The sequence below is a fragment of the Acutalibacter sp. LFL-21 genome (assembly GCF_025630755.1).
GTDB lineage: Bacteria > Bacillota > Clostridia > Oscillospirales > Acutalibacteraceae > Acutalibacter > Acutalibacter stercoravium.
In genome coordinates this window covers 1-26900 of the sequence record NZ_JAOTNT010000009.1, presented here as the reverse complement: position 1 = coordinate 26900, position 26900 = coordinate 1, and the positions used below count along the sequence as shown (strand labels likewise).

Below are 26900 nucleotides of genomic sequence, written 5' to 3'. Positions count from 1 at the left end.
GAGGATTGGATATGGAAAGGAAACCCACCCTCACCCTGATGGTGGGGCTGCCCGGGGCGGGGAAAACCACCCGGGCCAAGGAGCTGGAAAGGGAGACCGGCGCCATCCGATTTACCCCGGACGAGTGGCACCTGTTCCTGTTTGGGGACGACTTCCACGACCCCCGGGAGCACGCCCTCCACGACCAGCGCCACGACCGGGTGGAACAGCTGATGTGGGGCCTGGGCAAGCGGCTGCTGGCCCAGGGGGTCAGCGTGATTTTGGACTACGGCTTTTGGGCCAGGGAGCAGCGGGAGGAAAAGTTCCGGGAGGCCCGGGCCCTGGGGGCGGATTTCCAGATCTGCTACGTCCACGCCCCCCTGGAAGAGCTGTGCCGCCGCCTGGACGCCCGGGCGCGGGCGGGCCAGAAGGATGTGTTCCAGACCATCACCCGGGAGGACATGGAGCAGTGGGCGGCGCTGTTCCAGCCGCCGGATGAGGCGGAGCTGGCCGGGCGCTATGAGGGGGAAAGGGACAGCGGGATGGAGAGAGAAGAGAACGGCGGAAGGAGAGAGTTCCATGAGTGAGCGGATACGCCCCTTTGAAACAGGGGACAAGGAACGGGTCTGCGATTTTTTAGCGGGGATCAACCGGGAGGAGGCTGTAACGCCCAATTACCTGTGGGGCCGGTGGGCCTGGCAGTTCGGCCCCTATTGCAGCGAGGAACACCTGGGCTGCATGGGGGTAGCGGAGGAACAGGGGAAAATTGTGGGGCTGGCGGCCTATGAAAGCGATCTTGGAGAAGCCAGGTTTTGTGTGGCAAAGGGGCGCGAGGGCCTGAAAGAGCGGCTGCTGGAGTACGCCATGACCCACCTTTCTCAAGAGGGGAAGCTGCGGGTTTTGCTGCCGGATGAAGACCGGGCGTTTCAAAGAATCGCCAGGCGGCGGGGATTTACCGCCACCCAGGAGGGGGAGGCAGTGGCGCAAATCGACCTGGAACCCCTTCGCTATGAGCTGCCCGAGGGGTTCCGGGTGATGGACTTTGCCAGCCCGGAATTTGACCCGGACCGCTATTACAACGCCATTTGGCGGGGCTTCAACAACCAGCGCCCCAGAAACCGGCGGGAGATTGCGTCAGCCCAAGAGCGGGAGGAATTTTCCGCCCTTCACTATGACCGCCGCCTGCGGGTGCTGGTGGTTGCCCCCAACGGGGATTACGCCTCCCATTGCGGGATGTGGCATCTGCCGGGGGAGCGTTTCGCCTATGTGGAGCCGGTGTTTACCCTGCCGGAATATCGAGGCATAGGGCTGGGGCGGGCTGCCGTGTATGAGGGGCTGGAACGCTGCCGGCAGCGGGGCGCCCAGGCCGCTTTTGTGGGGTCTTCCCAGCAGTTTTACTACAGGCTGGGGTTTGCCCCCTTCCGGCGGGAGACCTGGTGGGAATGGAATTAAACATTTGTTCGAGAAATTTGGGAAAATCCATTGCTTTTCCCCGGGGATTCTTTTATAATAGAAGGCAGTGTAAGGCAGAGCGATTTTACTTTACAGGAGGTTTTTTGAGATGGCGGAAAGCAAGCGGACGCCGGTGAGCGCCAAGGCCAGCGGCGGCGCCGAGGAAAAGGCCAAGGCTTTGGAAACGGCCCTGGCCCAGATTAAGAAGCAGTTTGGGGAGGGCGCTGTCATGCGCCTGGGGCAGGATTCCGCCCTGAATGTGGAGGCCATCCCCACGGGCTCCCTCTCCCTGGACCTGGCCCTGGGCATTGGCGGCCTGCCCCGGGGCCGTATCATCGAGGTGTATGGGCCAGAGTCCTCCGGCAAGACCACCCTGGCCCTGCACTGCATTGCCGAGGGGCAGAAGCGGGGCGGCAACGCCGCCTTTATCGACGTGGAGCACGCCTTGGACCCGGTGTACGCCGCCAACCTGGGGGTGGATGTGGAGAGCCTGCTGGTCAGCCAGCCGGACACCGGCGAGCAGGCCCTGGAGATCACCGAGGCGCTGGTGCGCTCCAACGCCATTGACGTGATTGTGGTGGACTCGGTGGCGGCGCTGGTGCCCCGGGCGGAGATCGAGGGCGAGATGGGCGACTCCCATGTGGGCCTGCAGGCCCGCTTGATGAGCCAGGCCCTGCGCAAGCTGGCAGGCGCCATTTCCAAGTCCAACTGCGTGGCCATCTTTATCAACCAGCTGCGGGAGAAGGTGGGCGTCATCTACGGAAACCCCGAGGTGACCCCCGGCGGCCGGGCTTTGAAGTTCTACTCTTCCGTGCGCATCGAGGTGCGCAAGGCCGAGGCCATCAAGAGCGGCACCGACGTCATCGGCAACCGCACCCGGGCCAAGGTGGTGAAGAATAAGATCGCGCCGCCCTTCCGCACCGCGGAATTTGATGTGATGTACGGCACGGGCATCTCCCGCACCGGCGAGCTGCTGGATATCGCCGTGAAGCTGGAGATCATCCAGAAGGCCGGGGCCTGGTTCTCCTACAACGGGGAGCGCATCGGCCAGGGCAGGGACAACTCCAAGGAATTTTTGGCCACCCACCCCGAGCTGGCCGATGAGATCGAGCAGAAGGTGCGGGAGAACGTGGACAAGCTCTATGACAAGCTGCCCGGCCGGCCCGCCCCCCGGGAGGCCGCCAAGCCTGTAGAGCTGCCCGTCCCGGAGGAGGCCCCCGCCCCCACGCCCACCAACAAGGCGGCGGCCAAGAAGAGCATCGACATCACCGTGGATGACGACGACTGATGGAGCTGACAGCGGCAGAGCCCCGGCGCAAGCATTTGACCCAGCTGTATCTGGACGGGGAGCCGGGGCCCAAGATTGACACAGAGGTGTTCCTTCTCTCCCGGCTGAAGCCCGGGGACGCCCTGGGGGAGGAGGAGCTGCGGGCGCTGGTGGAGGAATCGGACGCCCGCCGGGCCCGGGAGAAGGCCCTGTACCTGTTAGAGCACCGCAGCCACAGCAAGCGGGAGCTGACGGAAAAGGTGGCCCGCACCGCCGCCTCCCGAGAGGCGGCCCAGGCCGCGGCGGACCGGCTGGAAGAGCTGGGGCTTTTGAACGACCGGGCCTTTGCCGAAAGCTATGCCCGGGAGCTGATCCAGCGCAAGCGCTACGGCCTGCGGCGGGTGAGGCAGGAGCTGGCCCGCAAGGGCATCCCCCGGGACATGGCGGAAGAAGTGCTGGCCCCTTACGGGGAAGAGGACAGCGCCGGGGAGAACATCCGCCTGGTGCTCTCCAAGCGCTACGCCCTGTGGCGGGAGGACGAAAAGGTCCGGCGCCGGGCCGTGGCCGCCCTGCAGCGGCTGGGCTACTCTTATGAGCAGGTGCGCGAGGTTATGGGCGGGCTGGATACGGAATAAAGGGGAAGCCGGGCGGCAGTCCGGCTTCTTTTTTGTGAGAATGGGCAAAAGTCTGGGCTAACCCGCCCCAGCGCCTTGACAAGGGGCCCCGCAGCCAGTATAATCAGCACAGGAAACTATACTGAATCGGTATACTTTAGGCCGGTGACGGAGAGAATTCAAGGAAAGGGCGGTCCTGATTTTTGAGCGAGACCATTCTGGAGCTTCACGGCATCTATAAGAGCTTTGACGGCACCCCGGTGCTCAAGGGCATCGGCCTGCAGGTGGAGCGGGGGGAGTTTATCACCCTGCTGGGCTCCTCTGGCTGCGGGAAAACCACCACCCTGCGCATCATCGCCGGGCTGGAGGCCCCCGACCAGGGCCGGGTCCTGCTGGAGGGGAAGGACATGACCGATGTAGAGCCCAACAAGCGGGACGTGAATACGGTGTTCCAAAGCTATGCCCTGTTCCCCCACATGAACGTGGAGCAGAACGTGGGCTATGCCCTGAAGCTGCGCAAGCGGCCCAAGGGGGAGATCAAGGAAGAAGTGAAAAAAATGCTGGAGCTGGTGCAGCTCTCTGGCTTTGAGAAGCGCAAGCCCGCCGAACTTTCCGGCGGGCAGAAGCAGCGGGTGGCCATTGCCCGGTCCCTCATCAACCGGCCGAAGATCCTGCTTTTGGACGAGCCCCTGGGGGCGCTGGACCTGCAGCTGCGCCGCCAGATGCAGCAGGAGCTGAAACGCCTGCAGAAGAAGCTGGGCATCACCTTTATCTACATCACCCACGACCAGGAGGAGGCCCTGAATATGTCCGACCGCATCGCCGTGATGCGGGACGGTCAGTTCGACCAGATCGGCACCCCCTCTCAGGTGTATGACTCCCCCCGCACCGCCTATGTGGCCCGGTTTGTGGGAGAGGCCAACATTGTGCGGGGCACGGTGGGGGCGGTCTCCGGGGACCGGGTGGAGTTTTTGGGCGCCGGCGGGAAGGCGGCCTTCCTCCGCCGGGGGCGCCAGTTCACCCCGGGCGGGCCGGCGGCGCTGGCGGTCCGGGGCGAGCAGGCCCAGGCCCTGCCGGGGAAAGAGGGCCCCGGCCTGCCCGGCGTGGTAAAGGAAAAGAGCTTTGCCGGGGGCATGCTGCGCATCGCGGTGGAGCTGGCTGGCGGGGAGGAGTTTATCTGCCGCCGCCACGGCATCGACTCGGAGCTGGCCCCCGGGGACGCCGTGCGCGTCACTTGGGAGCCGGACCAGGCCTGCCCGGTGGAGGGGGAGGAGGAACAGACATGAGCAAGGAGCGCTCTACCCTGAAAAAAAGGCAGCGGCGGGGGGAATTCCTCACGGCCCTGCCCCTGGTCCTGTTCACCCTGCTGTTTATTGTGGGACCCATGGTGTACATGGTGGCCCTCAGCTTTATGACCCGGGCGGAGACCTGGGGCGTGGTCCCCCAGTTCACCCTGAAGAATTACGCCGGCATCACAGAGCCGGTGTATTTGAGCACGTTTTGGGAGTCCCTGAAGCTGGCGGTCATCAGCACGGTGCTGATTATCGCCATCGGCTACCCCTTTGGGTACTTTATGGCCAAGCTGGGCCCTAAGTGGAAGAAACGCACCATGCTTTTGCTGATGATCCCCTTCTGGACCAGCTCCCTCATCCGGCTGTACGGGTGGATCATCATTTTCCGGGCCGGGGGGTTGTTCGACTCCTTCCTGATGGCGCTGCACGTCACCAGCGAGCCCTTAAAGCTGCTGTATACCTACCCTGCCGTGGTGGTGGGCATGGTGTACGCCCTGCTGCCCTTTATGATCTTCGCGGTGTACTCCAGCGCGGAGAAGCTGGACTTTTCCCTGGTGGAGGCCGCCCGGGACCTGGGGGCCTCTCCCATGAAGGCGTTTTTGACCGTGAGCCTGAAGCTGACCCTGCCGGGGCTGCTCTCCGGCGTGGTGCTCACCTTTGTGCCCAGCATGGGGCTGTTCTTCATCGCGGACCTTTTGGGCGGCAACAAGGTGGTGCTGGTGGGCAACCTGATTCAGGCCCAGCTGATGAACGCCCACAACTGGCCCTTTGCGGCGGCCCTCTCGGTGGTGCTGCTGGTGCTCACCACGGTGATCCTCTGGCTGTACCGGAAGCTCAGCGGCGTGAAGGACCTGGAGGGGATCGTGTAGCCTCCCGCGAAGCGGTGTAAAAGTTTTCGGTCAAGCCTTTTTCAAAAGGCTTGTGGGTTGTAGGGCAAAGCCCTACGAGGGGGTGCGGGGCTTAGCCCCGCAAGGGCAGGCCGTGGGGATTCTGTCCCCACCCCCTGCCATCTTTGAAAAGGTGGACGAAACTTTTTTGCGCCTGCGGCGGGCGGTTCATCCCGCTTATTTTGTGATTTGGAGGTGCCCATGAAAAACCGCACAAAGCTGCCCAATATCTACCTGGGGGTGGTGCTGGCCCTGATGTATGTGCCCATCCTGGTGGTCATTCTGTACTCCTTCAACGAGAGCCGGATCAGCTCGGTGTGGGAGGGCTTCTCTTTGAAGTGGTATGAGGAGCTCTTCCGGGACCGGGACCTGTTCCAGGCCCTTTGGAACTCCATCCTGCTGGGGGTGATCTCCAGCTGCTGCGCGGCCGTCATCGGCACCCTGGGGGCCTACGGCATGAGCAAGGTCAAGTTCCCCTTAAAGGGCGCGGTGGAGTACGTCTCCACCCTGCCCATGATGATCCCCGAGATCATTCTGGGTATGGTGTTCATGGCGTTCTTTTCCCTTATCGGCATCCCCTTCGGCATGGGGACGCTGGTCATCGCCCACACGGCCTTCTGCATCCCCTATGTGTTCATGCTGGTGAAGGCCCGCCTGGTGGGCATGGACAAGAGCCTGCCCGAGGCCGCCCAGGACCTGGGGGCCTCTCCCGTGCGGGTGTTTTTCGATATCATCCTGCCCTTGGTGGCCCCGGCCATCGCCTCGGGCATGCTGCTGGCCTTCGCCATGAGCATGGACGACGTGATCATCAGCGTGTTCGTCACCGGGGTGGACACCAATACCCTGCCGGTAAAGATCTACACCCAGCTGAAAACCGGGGTCACCCCGGAGATCAACGCCCTGTGCACCCTGTTGTTTCTGGCCACCCTGCTGCTGTGCGGGCTGGCCGCCCTGCTGGGGCGCACGCCCAAAAAACGAGACACGAGAAAGGACGTGACCGAACCATGAGAAAGATGAAAAAGATTTTGTCCGCCGCCCTGGCAGCCCTGCTGCTGGTGGGCGCCCTGGCCGGCTGCTCCGGCTCCTCCGCTGGGGAGAACGGGGAGCTGGTGCTCTACACCTGGGAGAACATGTTCCCCCAGGAGGTGCTGGACGCCTTTACCGAGGAGACCGGCATCCAGGTGACCTACTCCAACTTTGACACGGACGAGACCATGCTGGCCCGGCTGGAGACCGCCAAAGGCGGCGACTACGACCTGGTCATCGCCGATGACTACATCATCGAGACCGCCATCCAGCAAGGGCTGGTTCAGGAGCTGGACACCTCGAAGCTGGAGAATTACGGCAGCATCAACCCGGTGTACCAGGGCCAGTTCTTCGACCCCGAGGACAAGTACACCGTGCCCTACGGCGCCGGTGTGCAGACCATCGTCTATGACCCCAGCGTGGTGGATGTGGACATCCAGGGCTACGCCGACCTGTGGGACGCCTCTCTGGAGGATAACGTGGGCATTATCGGCAGCTTCCGGGTCATCAACGGCATGGCTCTGAAGGTGCTGGGAGAGAGCTACAACACAGAGGACCTGGCCGCCATTGACGCCGCCGGGGAGAAGCTGCTGGAGCTGGCCCCCAACATCCGCCTCATCAAGGATGACAACACCCAGGATGACCTGCTCTCCGGCGAGGTGGGCGCGGCCGTGCTGTACACCTCGCAGGTGACGCTTGCCAAAATGGCCAACCCTGACCTGGAGGTGGTCTTCCCCCAGGAGGGCATCGGCTTTGGCATCATGGCCCAGTTCATCCCCGTCAACGCCCCCCACGCGGAGAACGCCTACAAGTTTATCGACTACATCCTCCAGCCGGAAGTGGCCGCCCAGTGCTTTGAGTACATCGGCTACTACTGCACCAACCTGGACGCGGAACAGTACATCTCTGAAGAGTACCGGGATTTCCTCACCCTGCCCGAGGACATTGGCTCTGGCAGCATGGAGATGATCGGGAACGTCTCCGCCGAGGCCCTGGAGGAGCATCAGAAGGTCTGGACAGAGTTTAAAGCGGCCTGTGGTGCGTGACCGCACGGGACTCTTCGCGCTATGGGGCGGCAAGCTGCGCTTGCGCCTGTGCAGGACGACAGCGCACGTCCGCGGGGGACACGCTGCGGGCGGGTAAGATCTTTTGGGCCCCGGCCCTTCGTTGCAAGCCAGAAAAAAGGACAGCCAAGCAACACGCCTGGCTGTCCTTTTTGCGTTCCTCAGATCATCCGGCTGCAGGGGCCGGGAAGCTGCCAATCTCCGGCAGGCCGCTCTCTCCCACCTGTTCCGCCTCCCCCTCCAGGGAGTTCCACAGGGCGTCCTGGTCCAAGGGGAATTTATGGCGCAGCTTGTAAAAGCCCTCCCCAGTGGAGAGCAATTCCCCGCCGCTGCCCAGGTGAACCACCTCTTGGGAGGAATCCTCCCGGACAAAGACGAAATAGGTGCCGATTCCCCCGGCGGGCACGTCCTCGTTGACGGCGTCCCGCTCCACCCGCAGGGAGAACAGGGCCTGGGCCGCCTGGCGGATCTTCTCCGGGTCTGTGGTGGTCTTCCGCTGGGCGCCGGCGGGCACGGCTCCCTGATACAGCTGCAGCTCCACCATCTCCTCCGGGTCCCAGTCCAGCCCGGGCACCCGGGCCGCCCGGCAGCCGGACAGGGCCAGCAGCAGGCAAAGCAGCGCGCACAGGGCAAGAGACCGCTTCATAAGCACTCCTCCTTTCCCTTTCTAAGCCCATTCTACCATGCCCGGTGGGGAAGGGCAAGGCAGAGCGGGCGGCGTGGCGCCGTTAAAAAGGAGGAGGGCCTCCTTTCGGGGAAGCTCCTCCTCCTTTTGTGGGGATGGAATCCGTTGAAATTTAGTTGAGGGAGAAGCCCGTCTCCAACAGGGGATACTGCTCCATGCAGGCCTTAATCTCCTCCTCGCCCTTCAAGGCGGGGATGCCGCCCCGGTGGGTGGCGCAGATAGAGCCCGCTCCGTTGGCGAAGCGGCAGTAAGCGGCCAGCTCCTCCTGGGTGAGGGCGCTCAGGGACTCCCGGGTGGTGTGGCCGTTTTTCACCAGGCAGGAGAGGAAGGCCCCCCAGAAGCTGTCGCCAGAGCCGGTGGTGTCCACCACGGGGGTGTCATAGGTGGGCTGGTGGGTCAGGCCGTGGCCGTTGGAGAAGGCGCAGCCGTTGGGCCCCAGGGTCACCATCACCAGGGCGGCGCCCAGGGCGTGAAGGGCCTCTACCCCGGCGGAGATGCTCTCCTGGCCGGTGAGCAGGGCCAGCTCCTCCTCGCTGATCTTCAGCACGTCGCACAGGGGCAGGCCCAGCTTCATCCCAGCCACGCCCTCCTCTTCCGAGGGCCACAGCACCGGCCGCCAGTTGGGGTCGTAGGAGATGAGCTTGCCCATCTTGCGGGCTTTCTCCACCAGGGAAAGGGTGGTGGAGCGGCTGGGGTCGTTGGTCAGGGACAGGGAGCCGAAGTGCAGGATGGAGCACTCCTCCACCTCCTCCATGTTCACCTCTTCGGGCAGCAGCTGGGTGTCCGCGCCGGGGTCCCGGTAGAAGGTGAAGCTGCGGTCGCCGTGCTCGTCCAGCTGGACAAAGGCCAGGGTGGTGTGGTGCCGTTTGTCCATCACCAGGCCCTTGGTGGAAACATTGTTTTCCTCCAGGCACTTCTTCAGGGAGAGGCCAAAGTCATCCTGGCCCACTTTGCCGATGAACCCGGCGGAAACCCCCAGCCGGGCCAGCTGCACCGCCGCGTTGGCGGGGGCGCCGCCGGGGTTGGGGCAGAACATGCTGGGATAGCCTTCGATGTTTACAGGGGAAAAGTCGATGAGCAGCTCCCCAGTGGTCAAAACTTGAGACATGATACATTTGTCCTTCCTGGAATGGGATTTTCCGTTTATTTTGCGGCGTACACCTCTACCTGGGCCTTCCCCTGGGCCACGGCCACCTTGGTGTAGGGGGTGTCCGGGTACATCAGCTGGGTGAAAGCCCGGGTGTACTGGTCCGCGTAGAGTTCGCAGATAGAGTGGTCAAAGTGGAGCTCCAGCTCCCACTCTCCCTCGTAGTACCGGGGGGCGGAAATCTTGGAGTACCAGTCGGAGAAGAAGTACTCGTTAAATCCCTTGTAGCCCGCCTGGGAGCGGTCAATGAAGATCTCTCCCTTTTCGTTGACGCCAAAGTCAAAGTGCTGGCCCCGGCTGTTCTCCAGCCGGATGGTGGCGGCGCCGCTGCCTTTCACCTTCAGGCCGAAGAGCTCGCCGGGCAGGTCTCCGGTGCCGCAGGGCGCCTCTTGGAAGGGCCAGGCCACCGGGGGCGTGGCCATCCGCAGGCCGCCCTTGGGGGTGTGCACCAGCTCCATCTTCCGGGGCATGGCCATGTAGCCGCAGAACTCCCCGGTGGGCAGCTGCCGGGCGTAGATCCAGCTGGTGCCCCAGGCGATCATAATGCGCTCTTGGGCATTGTCAAAGGTGACGCCGGCATAGTTGTCAAAGCTCTGGTCGATGAACTCGGCGGTGTCCCAGGGGGTGTCGCAGGTGAAGGTCTCCCCGTCGAACTGGCCGATGAAATACTGGGTGCGAGCGCCGTGGTTCTCGTGGTTGCGGCCCATGCTGACAATGAGGATCCATTTCTCCTCCCCGTCGATAGTGAGGGGGAACAGGTCGGGGCACTCCCACACGCCCTGGGAGTGGTTGCCCTCGGGGCCGAACTCGCCGGTCTTGCGCCATTCCTTCAGGTTTTCCGAAGCGTAGAATTCCACCCGGTCGCCGGCGGCCAGCACCACGCTCCAGCCGCCTTTGGGATTGGGGATGACCTTGGGGTCCCGGAAGTCGATCTTCTCCGCGTTGGGAATGACCGGGTTGCCGGTGTACTTGGCAAAGTTCACAGTGTCGGTAGAGTAGGCAATGCACTGCTGTTCCGTGTCCCCATGGCAGGTGTACATGGCCACAATGGGCGGGTGCTCCTTGGTGCCAAAGCCAGAGGTGTTCTCCTTGTCATACACGGCAGAGCCGGAGAACATGGCCCCGTCCGCATCGGGATAGAGGGCCACGGGCAGGTGCTGCCAGTGGAGCAGGTCCTGGCTGACGGCGTGGCACCAGTGCATGGGGCCCCACACGGGCTCGGGATAGTACTGGGCGAACAGGTGGTAATTGCCGTTTTCATACACCAGGCCGTTGGGGTCGTTAATCCAGCCGGTGGCGGGGGTGAAGTGGATCTCGGGACGGAAATCGCGGATGCCTTGGGTGCTCATAAAACAGTCCTCTTTTCTTTCTTTATTCAAATAATAAAATGGCTTTTGTTTTCTAGGCGCTATATGCAAAGGCTCAACGGGCGGCTGGGGAATAGACCTCCACCTGGGCGCTGCCCTCCGCCACAGAGGCCCGGGTGTAAGGCTCGTCCGGATATACCAGCTGGGTGAAGGTCAGGGTGCCGCCGTCGGCGTAGAGCTCGCTGATGGAGTGGTCGAAGTGGAGCTCCAGCTCCCAGGCCCCGTCATAATAGCGGGGGGCGCTGGTTTTGGAGAACTTTTCCGAGGCAAACTGGGGGTCAAAGTCCTTGGCGCCTGCCTGGGAGCGGTCCACAAAGACTTCGCCCTTTTCGTTGACGCCAAAGTCAAAATGCTGGCCCAGGCTGTTTTCCAGCCGGAGGGTGGCAGGGCCTTCGCCCCTTGCCTTCAGGCCAAAGAGCTCGCCGGGCAACTCCCCGGTGCTGCAGGGCGCCGCCTGGAAGGGCTGGGCGGCGGGCACAGCCGCCAGCCGCAGGCCGCCCTTGGGGGTGTCTGCCAGGGAGAGCCTGCGGGGCATGGAGAGGTAGCCGCAGAACACGCCGGTGGGCAGCTTGCGGGCGTAGACCCAGCTGGTGGCCCAGGCGACCAGAAGGCGGTCCTCTGTGCCGTTGAATGTGACGCCGGCGTAATTGTCAAAGCCCTGGTCCAAAAGCTTGACCGGCTGGTAGGGCACATCGCAGCGGAAGGTGTCCCCGTCGAAGGTGCCGGTGAAGTACTGGGTGCGCTGGTGCCCCATGCTGATGACCAGCACCCACTTTTCCTCCCCGTGGATGGTGAGGGGGAACAGGTCGGGGCACTGCCACTGGCCGGGCATAAAGTTCCCCTCGGGGCCGAACTCGCCGGTTTTCTCCCAGTGCTTCAAGTCCTGCGAGGCGAAAAAGGCCACCCGGTCCGTCATGGTGATGGCCACACTCCACCCGCCCCGGATGGGGTTGGGGAACACCTTGGGGTCCCGGAAGATCCGGTCCTCCCCGTTGGAGAGCACCGGGTTTCCCCGGTACTTTAAAAAGTTGCGGAAGCCCGGGTCGTTCGAGGCGGCCAGGGACTGCTGCTCCATGTGGCTGTGGCTGGTGTACATGGCCACCAGGGGCGGGTTCTCCCGGGTGCCCAGGCCGGTCACGTTCTCCTTGTCGTACACGGCAGAGCCAGAGAAGGCCGCCCCCAGCTTGTCGGGGTAAAGCGCAACGGGAAGCTCCTGCCAGTGGATCAGGTCACGGCTGACAGCGTGGCACCAGTGCATGGGGCCCCAGATGGGCTCTACTGAGTATTGGGCGAACACATGGTACTCGCCGTTGACATACACCAAGCCGTTGGGGTCGTTGATCCAGCCTTTTTCAGGGGTAAAGTGGATTTCCGGGCGGAAATCGCGGATGCCTTGGGTGCTCATAAGAATGTCCTTTCTCCGATGGGTCGTGTGGGTTACGAGGCAGCGTAAACCTCCACCCGGGCCTGGCCCTGGGCCACCATTGCCTGGGTGTAGGGCTCGTCCGGGTAAACTGCCTGGGTGAACACTAAGGTGCCGCCGTCGGCATACAGCTCGCAGATGGAGCGGTCGAAGTGGAGCTCCAGCTCCCAGGCGCCGTCATAATAGCGGGCGGCCGCCAGCTGGGAGAACCGGGGCGCGCCAAAGTCTGGGTTGAAATCCACGGCGCCTGCCTGGGAGCGGTCCAAAAAGACCTCTCCGGCCTCATTGACGCCAAAGTCCAAATGCTGTCCCCGGCCATTTTCCAGCCGGAGGGTGGCGGGACCCTCCCCCCGGGCCTTGACGCAGAACAGTTCCCGAGAGAGGGCTAGGCCCTCCTGGGGAGCGGATTCATAAGCCCAGACGGCGGGCATGGCCGCCAGACGCAGCCCGCCCTTGGGCGTGTCCGCTAAAGAGAGCCTGCGGGGCAGGGTCATGGTGCAGCAGTACTCCCCGGTGGGGGTGTCCTCGGCGTAGCGGGGATAGGTGGCCCAGCCCATAAAAATCCGGCTGGGGGTGTGGCTGAAGGTGACACCGGCGTAGTCGTCATAGCCCTGGTCCAGCAGCTTGGTGGGCTCATAGGGCGTGTCACAGCGGAAGGTGTCCCCGTCGAAGCTGCCCGTAAAGTATTGGGTGCGGGGGCCCTCCTCCGTGCGGCGGGTCATGCTTACTAAGAGCACCCACTTCTCCGTTCCGCCCACTGTGAGGGGGAACAGGTCGGGGCACTCCCACACGCCCTCCATAAAATTGCCCTCGGGGCCGAACTCGCCGGTTTTTTCCCAGTGCCGCAAGTCCTGGGAGGCGTAGAAATGCACCCGGTCATGGGCGGCCAGCGCCATGCTCCACCCGCCCCGGATGGGATTGGGAAATACCTTGGGGTCACGGAAATTCCGGATTTCCGTGTTGGGGATGACAGGGTTGCCCGCGTATTTGGTGAAGTGGACATAATCGGTGGAATAGGCGATGCACTGCTGCTCGTGCTCCCCGTGGGCGGTATACATCAGCACCATGGGGGCCTTTCCTCCGGCCCCAAAGCCGGAGGCGTTCTCCCTGTCCACCACCGCAGAGCCGGAGAACATGGCGCCCAGCTCGTCCGGGGCCAGGGCCACGGGCAGGTGCTGCCAGTGGAGCAGGTCTTGGCTGACAGCGTGGGACCAGTGCTTGGGGCCCTTGCGGGGCTCGGGGTAGTACTGGGCGAACAGATGGTAGGTCCCGTCCACATAGGTCAGGCCATTGGGATCATTGATCCAGCCCTTCTCCGCTGTGTAGTGGACCTCCGGGCGGAAATCGCGGATGCCCTGGGTGCTCATAAGAAAAATCCTTTCCAAAAAATATTTAGTATGTAAGTATTATATATAGTATAAAGGGAAGCGGGGGAAACCGGCCTCCGTGAAAAGGGATCGGGAAAAAGGTTACAACAATGTAATAAATAGAGGCGTCCCCAAAGGGAGGAAGCCCCAGCCCCGCCTATCTTGTGGTGTGCGGGAGACAAGAACACCACGGTATAGTGGCCGCGGATTCACAAATTGGACGCAATTCGGTAACAAGTTGTTACAATTAGTTAATTTAGTTAAGTTATACAGCGTTCGCCACGTTCTGTCAATTGTCAAAAAACTACAATCATTTTGCTGGATTTTTGGAGTTGTTCCTTTGCCTTATTTTTCCATAAAGGCAAAAGAAAGAGAAAAAGAGAAAAAAGTTGGCTTAAATAAGTGCAAATTACCAAATGCGGGGTTGACAAACGGAAAAAGCCGAGTAAAATTATATATATGAACTCCGTTAACGTTTTTTGAGACGCGTTCCTGCTTTTCGCGCTTGACGGGGTCCATCCTGCTGAAAGGGCTTTTTCCTGAAAAAAGCGCACCGGCGGTTTCTGCCAAAACCGCTGAGGCCCGTTTCTGGCGGGAACCTTTCAAACCAAATCTTTCAAAAAGTGGGGTTGAAGCTAATGGCAAAAGGTGGAACGGCAACTATGAAGAAAGGGAACCCAGGCAAGACCCAGGAGAAGAGCACCCTGATGAAGGTGCTTTCCTGCTGGCAGCTCTACGTCCTGATGATTCCCGCGCTGGTGTGGCTTATCCTGTTCTGTTATAAGCCTATGTACGGCGTGCTTATCGCGTTCAAAGACTTTAAGGCCCGGGACGGCATTATGGCCAGCCCGTGGGCCGACCCGATCTGGAAGTACTTCGACCAGTTCTTCAGCACCAGCATTGCGGTGACGGCTATTAAAAACACCATCATCCTGAGCTTGGAGCAGCTGGTGATCAACTTCCCCATCCCGATCATCTTCGCCCTGTTGCTGAACCAGGTGAAGAGCAACAAGGCCCGCAAGTTTGTCCAAACGGTCAGCTACGCGCCTTACTTCCTGTCCAACGTTATCCTGGTCTCTGTTATGAACCTGCTGTTCGGTGCCAACGGCGTTGTGAACGCCCTGATCACCGGCGCCACCGGCGGCAGCCCGGTGCAGTTCACCTCTGCGGCAGAGTACTTCCGCCCGATGTACATTGGCTCCACGGTGTGGCAGTCCATGGGCTTTAACGCCATCGTGTACATTGCCGCCCTGGCAGGCATCAGCCCCGACTTCTACGAGGCGGCTGTGGTGGACGGCGCCACCAAGCTGCAGCGCATCTTCTACATCGACATCCCGCTGATCATGCCCACCGTTATCCTCATGCTCATTTTGGCCATCGGCCAGATCATGGGCCTGGGCTATGAGAAGGCTTACTTGATGCAGACCGGCACCAACACCACCGTTTCTGAGATTATCACCACCTATACATATAAGGTGGGTCTGCAGGGCGCCCAGTACAGCTTCGCAACGGCTGTGGGCCTGTTCAACTCGGTGGTCAACTTCGTCATCCTGGTTCTGGCCAACTTCGTCTCTAAGAAGACTGCCGACGTCAGCATTTTCTGATGGTATAAGGAGGGAAACAGCAATGAGCAAAAAGAACAAAGAGCGCCTTCCGCATCAGACAACAGCAGTTGGCGTGAAAGAATCTGTGGGCGACCACATCTTTAACATCATCAACACCATTTTGATGATCGTGATATGCCTGGTCATCCTGTATCCCCTGTGGTACGTGATCGTGGCCTCTTTCACAGACCCGAAGATTACTAACAGCGGCGCGTTCCTGTTGATTCCCCAGGGTTTCTACACCCCCGGTTACGAAGAGGCGTTTGACTATCCGCTTCTGTGGAGCGGCTACTGGAACAACATCGTCTACACTGTGGTGGGCGTGATCGTCTCCCTGGTTGCCACGATCCCCTGCGCCTACGCCCTGTCCCGCTACGACATGGTTGGCCGCCGTCCGCTGATGTTCCTGTTCACCTTTACCATGTTCTTCAGCGGCGGCATGGTGCCCCTGTATTTGACTATTCAGGATTTGGGCCTTTACAACACTTTGTGGGCTCTGGTTCTGCCCATGGCGGTCTCGGTGTACAACCTGATCGTCTGCCGCTCCTTCTTCGAGTCCAGCCTGCCCATCGAGCTGCTGGAGGCTGCCAAGCTGGACGGCTGCTCGGACTTTGGCTTCTTCTTCAAGATTGCCATTCCCCTGTCCTCCACCATCATCGCGGTTATGGTGCTGTTCTACGCCACCGCCATGTGGAACGTGTACTTCAACGCTATCATGTATCTGCGCGATGAGAGCAAGATGCCCCTGCAGGTCATCCTGCGCAACCTGGTGCTGGCAAACCAGGTGAACATCGGCTCCTCCGGCGCCGAGCTGGCCGACCGTACCGCTCTGGCCAACCAGCTGAAGTACGTGGTGGTCACCCTGGCGGCCTTCCCGCTTATCATCGTCTATCCCTTTGTACAGAAGTACTTTGCCAAGGGCGTCATGATCGGCGCTGTCAAGGGCTAAGTCCTTTTGAATAAAAAGTGATACGCGCTTTGCGCGCCCAACCGAAGGAAGGGAGGTGCCTGCCCGCAACCAACGTGCTTCTGTGATGTAAGAAAGGCATGAAAACAAATCGTACAACATTTTTGGAGGTACAATCATGAAAAAGAGAACCCTTGCGCTGCTTCTGGCAACGCTCCTGCTGCTGACCATGGCGTTTGCCGGTTGCAGCGGCGGCGGCGAGTCTTCCACCAGCGAGGCTTCCACCAGCGGTGAAACCTCTGGCGACGCTTCTACCAGCGAGACCAGCGGCGAAACCAGCGAGACACCCGCGTTCCTGAGCGAGAACGGCGAACTGCCCATCATCACCGATGAGGCGGCCTTTGAAGAGGCCAACGGCGGCAAGCTGACCGCCGCCATCGTGGGCGACGCTTCCCGTACTGTGGACATCAACGAGATGGCCATGGTGCAGCGCTGGTATAAGGTACCGGCGTGCAGTTCGAGTGGACTGTGCTCAACTCTGACGCTTCCGCCGCCACCGAGCAGATCTCCCTGATGCTGACTGCCGGCGACGACCTGCCCGACGTGTTCTGGAACTTCATCGGCGGCCAGTCCTCTGACTTCGTCGTGCGCTATGCCGACCAGGATGTGTTCCTGCCCACCCAGGACCTGATTGCTGAGTATTGCCCCACCGTTCAGAAGGTTCTGGACGAGAACGCTGAGTACCAGCTGGAAGTCACCTATCCCGATGGCAACATGTACGGCTTCCCCTACATCGAGGAGATGAAGGGCCTGGTTCTGACCTCCGGTCCCCTGCTGATCAACCAGGATTGGCTGGATCAGGTTAACATGGAGATGCCCACCACTCCCGACGAGCTGGCTGAAGTGCTGCAGGCCTTTGCCGACGCCGGCGACCTGAACGGCAACGGCGTGGATGACGAGATCCCCATGGCCTCCAAGTTTGGCGCCCATGCTGGCGACACCTTCGGTTCCTACAACATGTTCAACCGTCTGACTGGCTGCTTCGGCCAGGCCGATAGCTACTGCGAAGGCAACCCCAACGCGGACCATCTGGCTCTGATCGACGGCACCGTCACCTTCACCGCTATGGACGAGTCCATCCGCAAGACTGCCGACTACTTCCATGAGCTGTACACTGCCGGCCTGCTGAACTCTGACTGCTTCGAGAACGCTTCCGGCTCTACCGACTACACCAACAATGAGCTGACCCAGGATATTGCCCTGATCGGTGTCTTTGGTGTTTGGACTGACATGACCATCACCAACAACGAAGTGCGCCATCAGTACGTTGCCATTCCTCAGCTGACCGGCGAGGACGGCGGCCTGTCCGGCTTCCCGCTGAACTACTCTCAGCTGCAGGATCCCTCTTGCACCGCTATCACCACCGAGTGCCAGTATCCTGAAGTCATCGCTCGCTTTGTGGAGTACTACTGCTCCGATCCCGCTCTGGCTGTTCAGTCCAACTGGGGCGCTGTTGACTACAACTACTATGAGGACGAGGACGGCGTTCTGCGGTTCAACCTGGACGAGAACGGCGACATCATCCCTGTGGAGCCCTTCGCCAACTTCGGTGAGATGCGTTCCAACACCACCACCGCCCGCGGCTCTATGATCGTGCTGGACGAGTACTATGACACCGTTTGCGAGTACACCTACGACGCTGTGAACCTGCTGGCCTTCCAGGAGACCAACGGTAAGCGTGAGCAGCTGGCCCGCGGCGAGGCTATCCCGAAGGTCATCCTGACCCAGGAAGATACCCAGCGCCTGTCCCAGATCCAGCCTCCCATCTCCGATATCGTGGACCGTTACATTGCTGACTGGATCCAGAACGGCACCTCTGATGATTCCTGGAACGCCTACCTGAGCGAGCTGGAGGCCGCTGGTGTGGCTGATCTGGTTGCCATTTACCAGAACACTCTGGACAGCCTGGATCTGACCGACTACTACGCCGCTCTGGAGAGCGCCGAGGTCGGCCATGGCGATTCCTCCGCTGCTGAGTCCTCTGCCGCTTCCGAGGCCGAGTCCTCCGTGGCTTCTGAGGCTGAGTCCTCCGTGGCTTCCGAGTCCGCTGCTGAGTAAGCAGAAAATTTAAGGGAGATTCTTTCTCCCAACAAATAACCCGTACACTGAGAAGCGCACCTTGCAAAAGCGGGTGCGCTTTTCCATTCCAAACCATTCGGTGGAGGTATAGCAATGCGCGATTGGAATGAAACCATGGGACAGAACAACCAGGATGTCTCCAATGTGAATAAATCGGCCCTGCTGAAATTCCTCCGCCAGAATGGGGTGTGCTCCCGGGCACAGATCAGCAAGGCCATGGGGCTGACCCAGGCCTCCATCTCCAAGATTACGGCCCAGCTGCTGGAGGAAAACATTGTGCAGGAGACCGGCTATATTTCCGGGGAAAAGGGCAGGCGGTCGGTGGGCATCACCTTTAACACGCGCTGCAAAAAAGTGCTGGGGGTGCGCATTTCCCGCCGTTCCTTCGGCGTGGGGCTGTTCGACCTTTCCGGCAAGATGTATGAGAGCATGACCCGCCAGTTTACGGCAGAGACCACCCTGCACCATGTGATCGCCCGCATCCGGGATATCCTGCAGGGCTATCTGGAGCAGTCCAGCGAGATTGCGGCCATTGGCGTGGCGGTGCCCGGCCCGATAAACCTGCGCACCAGCGAGATTGTCCTGACCACCTCTATGGCTACCAGCGACTGGACCAACCTGAACCTCCGCCAGGAGTTTGGGGAATTTGCGGTTCCCATCTCCTTCTCCCATGACGCGGACGCGGGCGCCCTGGCGGATTGGTGGTTCAGCACCAAGGCGGCGGGCCTGGGGGCCACCCTGGTCCATTTCCTGGTGGGAGACGGTGTGGGCGCGGGCTGCGTGTCCAATGGGGAAATCCTCAACGGATACCGCAGGTTTTCAGAGGAAATCGGCCATGTAAGCGTGGATGTGAACGGCCCCAAGTGCCGCTGCGGCAACCGGGGCTGCCTGGAGCTCTATTGCTCTACCTTTGCCTTCATGGATTTTGTCTCCCAGGGCCTGCCCCTGCACCCAGAGTCGCCCTTGTACCGCATTGGCGATCTTTCCCCCCGGGATGTGTTCACCGCCGCGAAGAGCGGAGACCCCTATGCCCGGGACTGTGTGGACCGCTTGGGCCGCTATGTGGGCTATGGGGTGGTGAACATCATCAACGCCTATGCCCCGGACCTTATTGTCATCAGCAACGAGATGGCCTGGGCGGGGAAGCAGCTTCTGGAGCGCGTCAAAGAGGTGGTTCAGGAGAGGATCTCTCCCGTGGTGGCCGAGCATGTGAACATCCAGCTGGAGGACGACTGGATGTTGAGCGACCCCATTCTGTACGGGGCCGCGGCAGTGGCCGTGAACAACTGCATTGAAAACCCCATTATGCTGCTGGGCAAGTAGGCTTCCCAGCCGCGTGGGCGGAAAAAGGCATCCAAGCCAAGCGCTTGGATGCCTTCTCTTTTTTCTTTTGAAAAGGGACGTACCCTTCAGCGAAGGCCGCTGACCACCCGGTCCAGACCGGCCCAGTCCTGGGCGGTTTCCACCGCGGTGAGCCCTGCCTGTTGAAAAAGCCGTTCCACGGCCGGGCCCTGGCTCTCGCCGATCTCCACGGCCACCAGCCCCCCGGGCTTGACCAGGGGCGCCCACAGCCGGGCAATGGCCCGGTAGAACACCAGGCCGTCCGCCCCGCCGTCCAGGGCCAGGGCGGGCTCCTGCCGCACCTCCGGCTGGAGGCCGGGCAGCTCCCCGGTTTCAATGTAAGGGGGGTTAGAGGCGATAAAATCCAGGCTGCCGGGGGTAAACTCCCCTGCCAATGCCGGGGAGAGGACGTCCCCTTTCCGGGCGGCAGCGAGGCCCTTCCCGTGGCGGCGGAGGTTTTCCTCCAGATAGGGGAAGGCCCGGTCTGAGAGCTCCAGGCAGAGGACTTCCGCCTGGGGAAGCAGCGTGCGCAGGCCCAGGGCCACCGCCCCGGTCCCGGCGCACAGGTCCAGCCCCCTGGGGCGAGGCCGCTCCCCCAGCCGCCGGGCCAGCTCCTCCACCAGGACCGCCGTGTCCTCCCGGGGGCAGAGCACCCCCTCGCCCACTGCCAGGGGCAGGCCCATAAACTCCCATTCCCCCAAGATGTACTGCAAGGGCCTCCGGGCAGCCCGTTCCTCCACCGCCTGGAGAAAGGCGGCCTCCCGTTGGGGAGGGGGCGCCTCTTCCCCGTGAAGGGCCAGGCCGGCCCGGTCCAGGCCCAGAAAGCGCTGGGCCAGGGCGGCGGCGTCCGCGCCGGGGGAATCCACCCCGGCCCCTCCCAGGCGGCGCCGGGCCAGTAAGTACAGCTCCCGGCAGGTCACCGGATCAGGTCCTCGCCGTTTTCCGGGATGACAGCCTCCATGGCGGCAATGGCGGCCTCAATCATTTTGTCGTCCGGCTCCTTCACAGTCAGGCGCTGCATCCACAGGCCCGGCGCGGTCACCGCCCGGGAGAGCCACCCATCGTGGCGGGCGCAGGCCTTTTGCACCTCGTAGCCCACGTTCATAATGACGGGGATGCACAGCAGCTTGGTGAAGGTGCGCAGGAAGGGGTTGGAGAAGGGGATGAAGAACCCCACGATGATGCCGATGACCAGCATGAGGATGAGGAAGCTGGTGCCGCACCGGGGGTGGAAGCGCTTCTGTTTGCGCACGTTTTCCACCGTGAGGGGCAGGTCGTTCTCGTAGCAGAAGATGGTCTTGTGCTCTGCCCCGTGGTACTGGAAGGTGCGTTTGATATCCGGCACCATGCCGATGAGCACCACATAGCCCACAAAAATGCCGATGCGGATGACCCCCTCAAAGATGGAGCGCCACCCGGAGATCTCCCCCGGGGCCACAGCCTCCAGCAGGTTGAACAAGACGGTGGGCAGGAAGAAGAACAGGGCGATGGCCAAAGCAATGCCCAGCACCGAGGCAATGGCCATGATGACGCCGGTGATCTTCTCCCCCAGGTGGTCGTTCAGCCACTTGTCAAAGCCAGAGAGCTCTTCTTCCTCCTCCCCCCCGGTGAGCTTGTCCGCGGAGAGGGACAGGGCTTTGTAGCCCAGGCGGAAAGAGTCGATGAGGGAGAAGATCCCCCGGATGAAGGGCTTGCCCAAAATGGGATACAGTTTTGTCAGCCGGGGCACAGAGATCTCCTCTGTGGAAATCTGGCCCTCCTCGCTGCAAAAGGCCGCCACAGTGCGCTGGGGGCCCACCATCATAATACCTTCCATCAGGGCCTGGCCGCCGATGGTGGTGATTTTTTTTGCCATGGATCACGGTTTCCTTTCTTGGATAAATTTTAAAAGCTCGGGGGTTTCGGTCAGCTGGGGGTCCGCCTCCAGATGGGAGCAGGTGGGCAGGGAGATGGTCACCGTGGTGCCCACGCCCTCCTGGCTTTGAATGTCCAGGCTGCCCCCGTGCAGGCGGGCGATCTCATCGGCCACCGCCAGCCCAATGCCCGAGCCCCGCACCAGCTGGTTGGCCTTGTAGAATTTCTTTTTCACATTGGGCAGGTGCTCGGCGGGGATGCCGCACCCCGTGTCACGGATGGACACCCGCACCCAGCCGCTGTCCTCCCGGGAGGAGACCGTGATGGTTCCCCCGGGGCTGGTGTATTTCAGCGCGTTGTCAATGATGTTGACAAACACCTGCCGCAGCCGGTCCACGTCCCCATAGACCGGGGGCAGGGCGGTGGTTTCCTCGTAATGGAGCTGCTTGTGCTCTGTGCGGGCCCGGTCGGTGAACATGTACACCGCCTCGTCCAGCTCGGAGAGGATGTCCAGGCGGGAGACGATCAGCCGCAGGCGGCCGTTCTGCAGCCGGGAGAAATCCAGCAGCTCCTCCACCAGGCCGGAGAGCCGCTCGGACTCCCGGATGATGACGTTCATACCCTTGGCCGTGGTCTCCGGGCCGGCGCCCTCCTGCAGGGTTTCGGCCCAGCCCTTGATGGCGGTCAGGGGGGTGCGCAGCTCGTGAGAGACCGAGGAGATAAAGTCGTTTTTCAGCTGTTCGGCGGCGCCCAGCTCTCCGGCCATGTCGTTGATGGCGTCCACCAGCTGGCCAATCTCATCATCCTTGGCTTTTTCAATGCGCACGCCGAAATCCCCCTGGGCAATCTGCCGGGCGCTTTGGCTCAGCTGCCGCACCGGCACCACAATGGACCGGATGAAGTACGCGCCGGAAAGGGTGAGCAGCAGCATGATGAACAGGCCCGCCGCCACCAGGATCAGAATGACCACGGAGATCTGCTGGTCGGCCCGCTCCATCGAGACCAGGTACCGCACAGAGCCCACCAGGCCCCCGTTTTCGTCCCGCACCACCCGGGTGATGGCCATGGCCTTTTCCCCGGTGTCCAGGTGGCCCACCCATTTGCCCGCCCCCGAGGAGTTGCGCAGGGCCTCCTCATAGTCCGGCATTTTTTGGTCCTGGTCGGGCTCAAAGCCGGTGGAGGTGATGAACACCCGGCCGTTTTGGTCCAGGGCCATAATCTCCATGTTGTTCTTGTCCTGAAAGTCCTCAATGTAGTCCCGCACAATGCCGGAAAAGCTGGAGGAGCTGGACTGGCCCGCGTTGATAAACAGCCAGTTGAGCAGCTCGTCGGCGCGGCCCGCCAGGGAGAGCTCGATGCCGTTGTAGGTAGAGCTCTGCACCATCAGGGAAAGGGTGGTGATAGAGACCACCAGGATGAAAAAGACCACGCCGGTGGTGTTGACCATCCACCGGCGGGACACCCCTTTGGAAAACACGGCGCCGCTCCCCCCTTTCTCACACAGTCTGCGCCCGGTTTCTGGGTGTGCTGGGGTTTACACGTCCCAGCGGTAGCCCAGCCCCCACACGGTGACAATGTGCTGGGGGTTAGAGGGCTCCTCCTCCACCTTCATGCGCAGGCGGCGGATGTTTACGTCCACAATCTTTTCCTCGCCCCCATAGCCGGCGCCCCACACATGCTTGAGGATGTCCCCACGGGCCAGGGCCACGCCGGGGTGGGAGAAAAAGTATTCCATAATCTGAAACTCCACCTGGGTCAGCTCGATGGGGCGGCTGCCCTTGAGGAAGGACCGGTTGCGCAGGTTCAGGCAGAACTCCCCAGAGACCAGCTGGTCCCGCAGGCCGCCCTCTTGGCGCTGGTTGGCCAGGTCCACCCGGCGGTACACCGCGTCCACCCGGGCCACCAGTTCCGAGGGGGAGAAGGGTTTGGTCACATAGTCGTCGGCGCCCATCATCAGCCCCGAGACCTTGTCCATCTCCTGGGTGCGGGCAGAGAGCAGGATGATGCCGATGGAGGGGTTGCGCCGGCGCAACTCTTTGCACACAGCCAGGCCGTCGTGGTCCCCGGGCATCATAATGTCCAGCACCGCCACGTCAAAATCGCCGTTTTCCTGTTCATAGAGCTCCAGGGCCTGGTCGCCGTTCTCCGCCTCATAGGCCCGATAGCCCGCGCGTTCCAGGTTGATGACCACAAACTCCCGAATGTTCTGCTCGTCCTCTGCAACAAGGATCTTTTTCATGGTAGATGGCCTCTCCTTCCTGATGTTCTCTCCAACAGGGCCGCAGGCCCCTCATTCCGCAATGATGTGAAATCCCTGGCGGATCTGCCCAATGGCCCGCAGGTAAGCCTCGTCCCGGGTGAAAACCTGGATGCCGTACACCAGGTCCCCCTGGACGGCCAGCTTTTCATAGCCGCTGGTCACGCCCCGGCTGTCCCAGGCGGACTGGGTGAACACCCGGATGGCAAACAGGGGAGAACCCAAAAGCTGCACCCCGTCTTCTGAGGTGACCACCTCGGTGTAGGTGACGGTGCGGCGGGCCGAGTCGTTGGAGGCGGAGATCTTTCCCACCAGGGACTCTGGCAGCTCTAGCCAATAGCTCTCCCCCAGGTCCATCAGGGCGTACAGCACGGCCTCTGGCTCTCCCTGCGCCTGAAAGCGGCTCCACTGCACCAAGTAGCTGGTAGAGTCCAGGGTGACGCCCTGGGAGAGGACGGGCAGCTGGCTTACCACGGGCAGCTCCAGCAGGCCGTCCCCGTTGATATCCTGGGACACAAAGGGGGCGGTAGAGGGGCGGGCATAGGGGTTTTGATAACTCTCCGCGTTGGCGCCGGAGGGGATGTTCCGAAGGGTCCCCTCTTCCAGCAGGAAGACCTGGGTGGTCATGCTGCCGTCTGCCTTGGCGCCGTCCAGCACCACGCCGGAAAGGCCCCGGTCCAGCGCGCCAAAGTGGATGGAGGTGTAGTTGGTGAGGGAGTTGTCCGCGGCGGTGGAGGCGAGCTCCTGCAGGGCGCCCTCCTCCCAGGCGAAGAGATGGGCCAGGGCGGGCAGGTCCTCGGCGCCCTCTTCCTCGGCGGCCAGGTACTTGTCCACCGTGAACACCTCGATGATGCCGTCGCCGTCAAAGTCTGTGGCTGTCATTTCGCCGTAGGTGCCCAGCAGGTATTCGGTGACGTTTTCCCCGTCAAAGAGATAGGCGTCCACCGCGGCGGTGCGGCCCGTGGTGCCAGAGGCGCTCCCCCAGCCGATGAGCACATCCTCCCGGCCGTCGCCGTTCAGGTCCCCAAACAGGACCATGTCCACCTGGGTGGCGGTGTTGGAGAAAGAGGCGGCAATGCGCCAGGCGCTTTCCCCTTTTTCCAAAAAGCTGACTTCCACGCCGCCCCCCTCTGGGGAGACAAAGCCAATGGCGTCCTCCACGCCGTCGCCGGTCCAGTCCCGCATGATGATGGCAGAGCGGTGCTCCCCCCGCTTGGGGTAGACAAAGGTCAGCTCCTGCCCGTCCCCCTGCAGCAGCTCATAAATGCCCTGCTGCTCCAAGTTGGCCCGGGGCGGGGACATAAGGTTTTGGGCGTCGAGAACAGAGAAGGAGCACCCCGCCTGGGCCAGGCAGAGAAAAGCCGCCAAGGCCGCGGCGGCCAGGCGTTTCCATACAGCCAGTCTCACAGGAGCGCCTCCTTCCGGGATGTGGGTTTCAAGTATACATAGACAGTATACCATATCCCGTCAAGAAAATCATCAACAAAGTTTGACCGCCCCGTGGGAAAAGGCGTTGACAAAACCCCGGGGGCAGGATAGAATCAGGAGCAGAGAACGCGGAAAGGGAGGGGAGCGCAATGCCCCGTTTTTTTGTGGAGGGCTGCCCCAAGGGGGAGGTGCTGCTGGGCGGCGAGGACGGCCGGCACATCGTCCGGTCCCTGCGGATGCGCCCGGGAGAGGCACTGACCCTCTGTGATGGGCAGGGGACGGACTATGCCTGCACCTTTGTCTCTGCCCAAGGGGAAAGCGCCCTGGTGCGGGTGGAAGAGGCGTTCCCCAACCGCACCGAGCCCCGCGCCCAGGTGACAGTCTGCCAGTGCCTGGCCAAGGGGGACAAGCTGGAGACCGTCACCCAGAAGGCGGTGGAGCTGGGGGCTGCGGCCCTTTGGCCGGTGGAGAGCGCCCGGTGCGTGGTGAGGCTGGACCGGAAGGGGGCGCAGAAAAAAACTGCCCGCCTGCAGAAAATTGCCCGGGAGGCCGCCATGCAGAGCGGCCGGGGCATCATTCCCGCGGTGGAGGAGCCCCGCCCCCTGAAGCAGGCCCTGGAAGAGGCCGCCCGGCAGGGGGAAATCCTCTTCTTTTACGAGCGGGGGCAGGAGAGCCTGAAGCAGGCCCTGCAAACCGCCGGGGGACGGCTGTTCGTCTTTGTGGGGCCGGAGGGGGGCTTTGCCCCCGAGGAAGCGGCTTTGGCCCAGTCTCTGGGGGCCAAGCTCCTCACCCTGGGGCCCCGCATCCTCCGCACGGAGACCGCGCCCCTGGCCGCCCTGGCCGCCATCCTCTACGAGCGGGGCGACATGGAGAGGTGAAGACTTTTACCAGCAGGGAGGGAAAGCTGTGAAAAACGCACTGGTGACAGGGGCCTCCGGCGGCATTGGCCGGGCGGTGGCGAAAGAGCTGGCCCGCCGGGGCTGGCGGGTGGCGCTGCATTACCACGCCAACGAAGCCGCCGCCAAGAGCTTGGAGGAGGCCATCTGCCGGGAGGGGGGCTTTGCCCGGGCCTATCCGGCGGACCTGACCCAAGAGGCCCAGGTAGAGGCCCTGTTCGGCGCCGTAGAGCGGGACCTGGGCTTTGTTGAGGGCCTGGTGAACAGCGCCGGCGTGGCCTGGAAGGGCCTGTTTACCGACATGACCTTGGCGGACTGGCGCTGGGTGGTGGACGGGGATTTGACCAGCGTGTTCCTGTGCTGCCGCCGGGCCCTGCCCGCCATGATCCGGGAGAAGCGGGGCAGCATTGTCAATGTCAGTTCCATGTGGGGAGAGGTGGGCGCCTCCTGCGAGGCGGCCTACTCCGCCGCCAAGGCGGGGGTCATCGGCCTGACCAAGGCCCTGGCCAAGGAGGAGGGCCCTTCGGGCATCCGGGTGAACTGCCTGTCCCCCGGCGTGATAGACACCCCCATGAACGGGGACCTGACAGAGGCGGACTTGGCAGCCCTGCGGGAGGAGACCCCCCTGGGGCGGACCGGCACACCGGAGGAGACGGCCCAGGCGGCGGCCTTCCTGCTGGAGCAGGAGTTTATCACCGGGCAGGTGCTGGGCGTCAGCGGCGGCATGGTGGTGTAACCGGCCGGGCCGTGGCCGTAAAAGAGGGACCCTTCCCCCAGAAGGGTCCCTCAGCCTGTCGAAAAAGGTCACCTTTTGGTGGCCTTTTTTCTCGTATTGAGAGAGAAAATGCGGTATAATGGTGTAGGGTGATAAAAATGCTGGTAAAGAACGCAGAAAATCGAGAGC

The 26900-nt window shown here is 62.2% G+C and carries 26 protein-coding genes; 15 read left to right on the top strand and 11 right to left on the bottom strand.

Annotation, left to right across the window (positions count from 1 at the left end; translation table 11 throughout):
• Positions 1 to 11: 11 nt before the first annotated feature.
• From ODJ80_RS11170 to ODJ80_RS11135, 8 genes are all read left to right on the top strand, one after another.
• Positions 12 to 566: an AAA family ATPase gene (locus ODJ80_RS11170; protein WP_263042152.1), complete on the top strand. Its 555-nt coding sequence runs from the start codon at positions 12 to 14 to the stop codon at positions 564 to 566.
• The gene (locus ODJ80_RS11165) at positions 559 to 1431 is read left to right on the top strand and encodes a GNAT family N-acetyltransferase (protein ID WP_263042151.1); all 873 of its coding nucleotides are present in this window, start codon (positions 559 to 561) and stop codon (positions 1429 to 1431) included. The genes ODJ80_RS11170 and ODJ80_RS11165 overlap by 8 nt, the downstream gene beginning before the upstream one ends.
• A 109-nt stretch (positions 1432 to 1540) precedes the next feature.
• Positions 1541 to 2719 carry a recombinase RecA gene (recA, locus tag ODJ80_RS11160; RefSeq protein ID WP_263042150.1) on the top strand — a complete coding sequence of 393 codons (1179 nt, stop codon included), beginning with the start codon at positions 1541 to 1543 and terminating at the stop codon, positions 2717 to 2719.
• On the top strand, positions 2719 to 3333 hold the full coding sequence (locus ODJ80_RS11155) for a regulatory protein RecX (RefSeq protein ID WP_263042149.1): 615 nt from the start codon (positions 2719 to 2721) through the stop codon (positions 3331 to 3333). The genes recA and ODJ80_RS11155 overlap by 1 nt, the downstream gene beginning before the upstream one ends.
• Before the next feature lie 182 nt (positions 3334 to 3515).
• Positions 3516 to 4598 carry an ABC transporter ATP-binding protein gene (locus tag ODJ80_RS11150; protein WP_263042148.1) on the top strand — a complete coding sequence of 361 codons (1083 nt, stop codon included), beginning with the start codon at positions 3516 to 3518 and terminating at the stop codon, positions 4596 to 4598.
• The gene (locus tag ODJ80_RS11145) at positions 4595 to 5473 is read left to right on the top strand and encodes an ABC transporter permease (RefSeq protein ID WP_263042147.1); all 879 of its coding nucleotides are present in this window, start codon (positions 4595 to 4597) and stop codon (positions 5471 to 5473) included. Before ODJ80_RS11150 ends, ODJ80_RS11145 begins: the two co-directional genes overlap by 4 nt.
• Positions 5474 to 5692: 219 nt before the next feature.
• A complete protein-coding gene (locus ODJ80_RS11140) occupies positions 5693 to 6499 on the top strand; it encodes an ABC transporter permease (protein ID WP_263042146.1) in 807 nt (268 codons plus the stop codon).
• Positions 6496 to 7563, top strand: coding sequence for a polyamine ABC transporter substrate-binding protein (locus ODJ80_RS11135; RefSeq protein WP_442863919.1), 1068 nt, complete (start codon positions 6496 to 6498; stop codon positions 7561 to 7563). The genes ODJ80_RS11140 and ODJ80_RS11135 overlap by 4 nt, the downstream gene beginning before the upstream one ends.
• Before the next feature lie 184 nt (positions 7564 to 7747).
• Here the strand turns inward: ODJ80_RS11135 and ODJ80_RS11130 are convergent, their stop codons facing one another.
• The 6 genes from ODJ80_RS11130 to ODJ80_RS11105 all read right to left on the bottom strand — a co-directional run bounded on the left by ODJ80_RS11130 (position 7748) and on the right by ODJ80_RS11105 (position 14176).
• Positions 7748 to 8227 (bottom strand): hypothetical protein, encoded by a 480-nt coding sequence (locus tag ODJ80_RS11130; protein ID WP_263042145.1) that lies wholly within the window; start codon positions 8225 to 8227, stop codon positions 7748 to 7750.
• A 151-nt stretch (positions 8228 to 8378) separates the two neighbouring features.
• Positions 8379 to 9374, bottom strand: coding sequence for a carbohydrate kinase family protein (locus ODJ80_RS11125; RefSeq protein WP_263042144.1), 996 nt, complete (start codon positions 9372 to 9374; stop codon positions 8379 to 8381).
• A 35-nt stretch (positions 9375 to 9409) separates the two neighbouring features.
• Complete coding sequence (locus ODJ80_RS11120) at positions 9410 to 10762, bottom strand: glycoside hydrolase family 32 protein (RefSeq protein ID WP_263042143.1); 1353 nt, start codon at positions 10760 to 10762, stop codon at positions 9410 to 9412.
• 73 nt (positions 10763 to 10835) lie between these two features.
• Entirely contained in the window at positions 10836 to 12185 is a 1350-nt protein-coding gene (locus ODJ80_RS11115; protein ID WP_263042142.1) for a glycoside hydrolase family 32 protein, read from the bottom strand.
• A gap of 32 nt (positions 12186 to 12217) precedes the next feature.
• A complete protein-coding gene (locus ODJ80_RS11110) occupies positions 12218 to 13570 on the bottom strand; it encodes a glycoside hydrolase family 32 protein (RefSeq protein ID WP_263042141.1) in 1353 nt (450 codons plus the stop codon).
• A 345-nt stretch (positions 13571 to 13915) separates the two neighbouring features.
• Positions 13916 to 14176, bottom strand: a complete 261-nt coding sequence (locus ODJ80_RS11105; protein ID WP_263042140.1) for a hypothetical protein — start codon at positions 14174 to 14176, stop codon at positions 13916 to 13918.
• Positions 14177 to 14232: 56 nt separating this feature from the next.
• On the opposite strand from ODJ80_RS11105, the gene ODJ80_RS11100 reads away from it, so the two are divergent.
• From ODJ80_RS11100 to ODJ80_RS11080, 5 genes are all read left to right on the top strand, one after another.
• Positions 14233 to 15174 (top strand): ABC transporter permease, encoded by a 942-nt coding sequence (locus ODJ80_RS11100; RefSeq protein ID WP_263042139.1) that lies wholly within the window; start codon positions 14233 to 14235, stop codon positions 15172 to 15174.
• 22 nt (positions 15175 to 15196) lie between these two features.
• Positions 15197 to 16123, top strand: coding sequence for a carbohydrate ABC transporter permease (locus ODJ80_RS11095; protein ID WP_263042138.1), 927 nt, complete (start codon positions 15197 to 15199; stop codon positions 16121 to 16123).
• A 136-nt stretch (positions 16124 to 16259) separates the two neighbouring features.
• Entirely contained in the window at positions 16260 to 16655 is a 396-nt protein-coding gene (locus ODJ80_RS11090; protein WP_263042137.1) for a hypothetical protein, read from the top strand.
• Positions 16592 to 18199: an extracellular solute-binding protein gene (locus tag ODJ80_RS11085; protein ID WP_263042136.1), complete on the top strand. Its 1608-nt coding sequence runs from the start codon at positions 16592 to 16594 to the stop codon at positions 18197 to 18199. The genes ODJ80_RS11090 and ODJ80_RS11085 overlap by 64 nt, the downstream gene beginning before the upstream one ends.
• A gap of 114 nt (positions 18200 to 18313) precedes the next feature.
• Positions 18314 to 19543, top strand: coding sequence for an ROK family transcriptional regulator (locus ODJ80_RS11080; protein ID WP_263042135.1), 1230 nt, complete (start codon positions 18314 to 18316; stop codon positions 19541 to 19543).
• 86 nt (positions 19544 to 19629) lie between these two features.
• Here the strand turns inward: ODJ80_RS11080 and prmC are convergent, their stop codons facing one another.
• From prmC to ODJ80_RS11055, 5 genes are read right to left on the bottom strand one after another with little or no spacing between them, the layout of a single operon-like run.
• Complete coding sequence (prmC, locus tag ODJ80_RS11075) at positions 19630 to 20481, bottom strand: peptide chain release factor N(5)-glutamine methyltransferase (protein WP_263042134.1); 852 nt, start codon at positions 20479 to 20481, stop codon at positions 19630 to 19632.
• Entirely contained in the window at positions 20478 to 21416 is a 939-nt protein-coding gene (locus ODJ80_RS11070; RefSeq protein WP_263042133.1) for a DUF1385 domain-containing protein, read from the bottom strand. The genes prmC and ODJ80_RS11070 overlap by 4 nt, the downstream gene beginning before the upstream one ends.
• Before the next feature lie 3 nt (positions 21417 to 21419).
• Positions 21420 to 22892: a sensor histidine kinase gene (locus tag ODJ80_RS11065; RefSeq protein ID WP_263042132.1), complete on the bottom strand. Its 1473-nt coding sequence runs from the start codon at positions 22890 to 22892 to the stop codon at positions 21420 to 21422.
• Positions 22893 to 22949: 57 nt separating this feature from the next.
• The gene (locus ODJ80_RS11060) at positions 22950 to 23654 is read right to left on the bottom strand and encodes a response regulator transcription factor (protein WP_263042131.1); all 705 of its coding nucleotides are present in this window, start codon (positions 23652 to 23654) and stop codon (positions 22950 to 22952) included.
• Between the two features lie 51 nt (positions 23655 to 23705).
• Positions 23706 to 25079: an FG-GAP repeat domain-containing protein gene (locus ODJ80_RS11055; protein ID WP_263042130.1), complete on the bottom strand. Its 1374-nt coding sequence runs from the start codon at positions 25077 to 25079 to the stop codon at positions 23706 to 23708.
• Between the two features lie 170 nt (positions 25080 to 25249).
• Here ODJ80_RS11055 and ODJ80_RS11050 point away from each other — a divergent pair, with 170 nt between their 5' ends.
• Positions 25250 to 25978 carry a 16S rRNA (uracil(1498)-N(3))-methyltransferase gene (locus ODJ80_RS11050; protein WP_263042129.1) on the top strand — a complete coding sequence of 243 codons (729 nt, stop codon included), beginning with the start codon at positions 25250 to 25252 and terminating at the stop codon, positions 25976 to 25978.
• Between the two features lie 28 nt (positions 25979 to 26006).
• Positions 26007 to 26732, top strand: a complete 726-nt coding sequence (gene ymfI / locus ODJ80_RS11045; protein ID WP_263042128.1) for an elongation factor P 5-aminopentanone reductase — start codon at positions 26007 to 26009, stop codon at positions 26730 to 26732.
• Positions 26733 to 26900 lie beyond the last annotated feature (168 nt).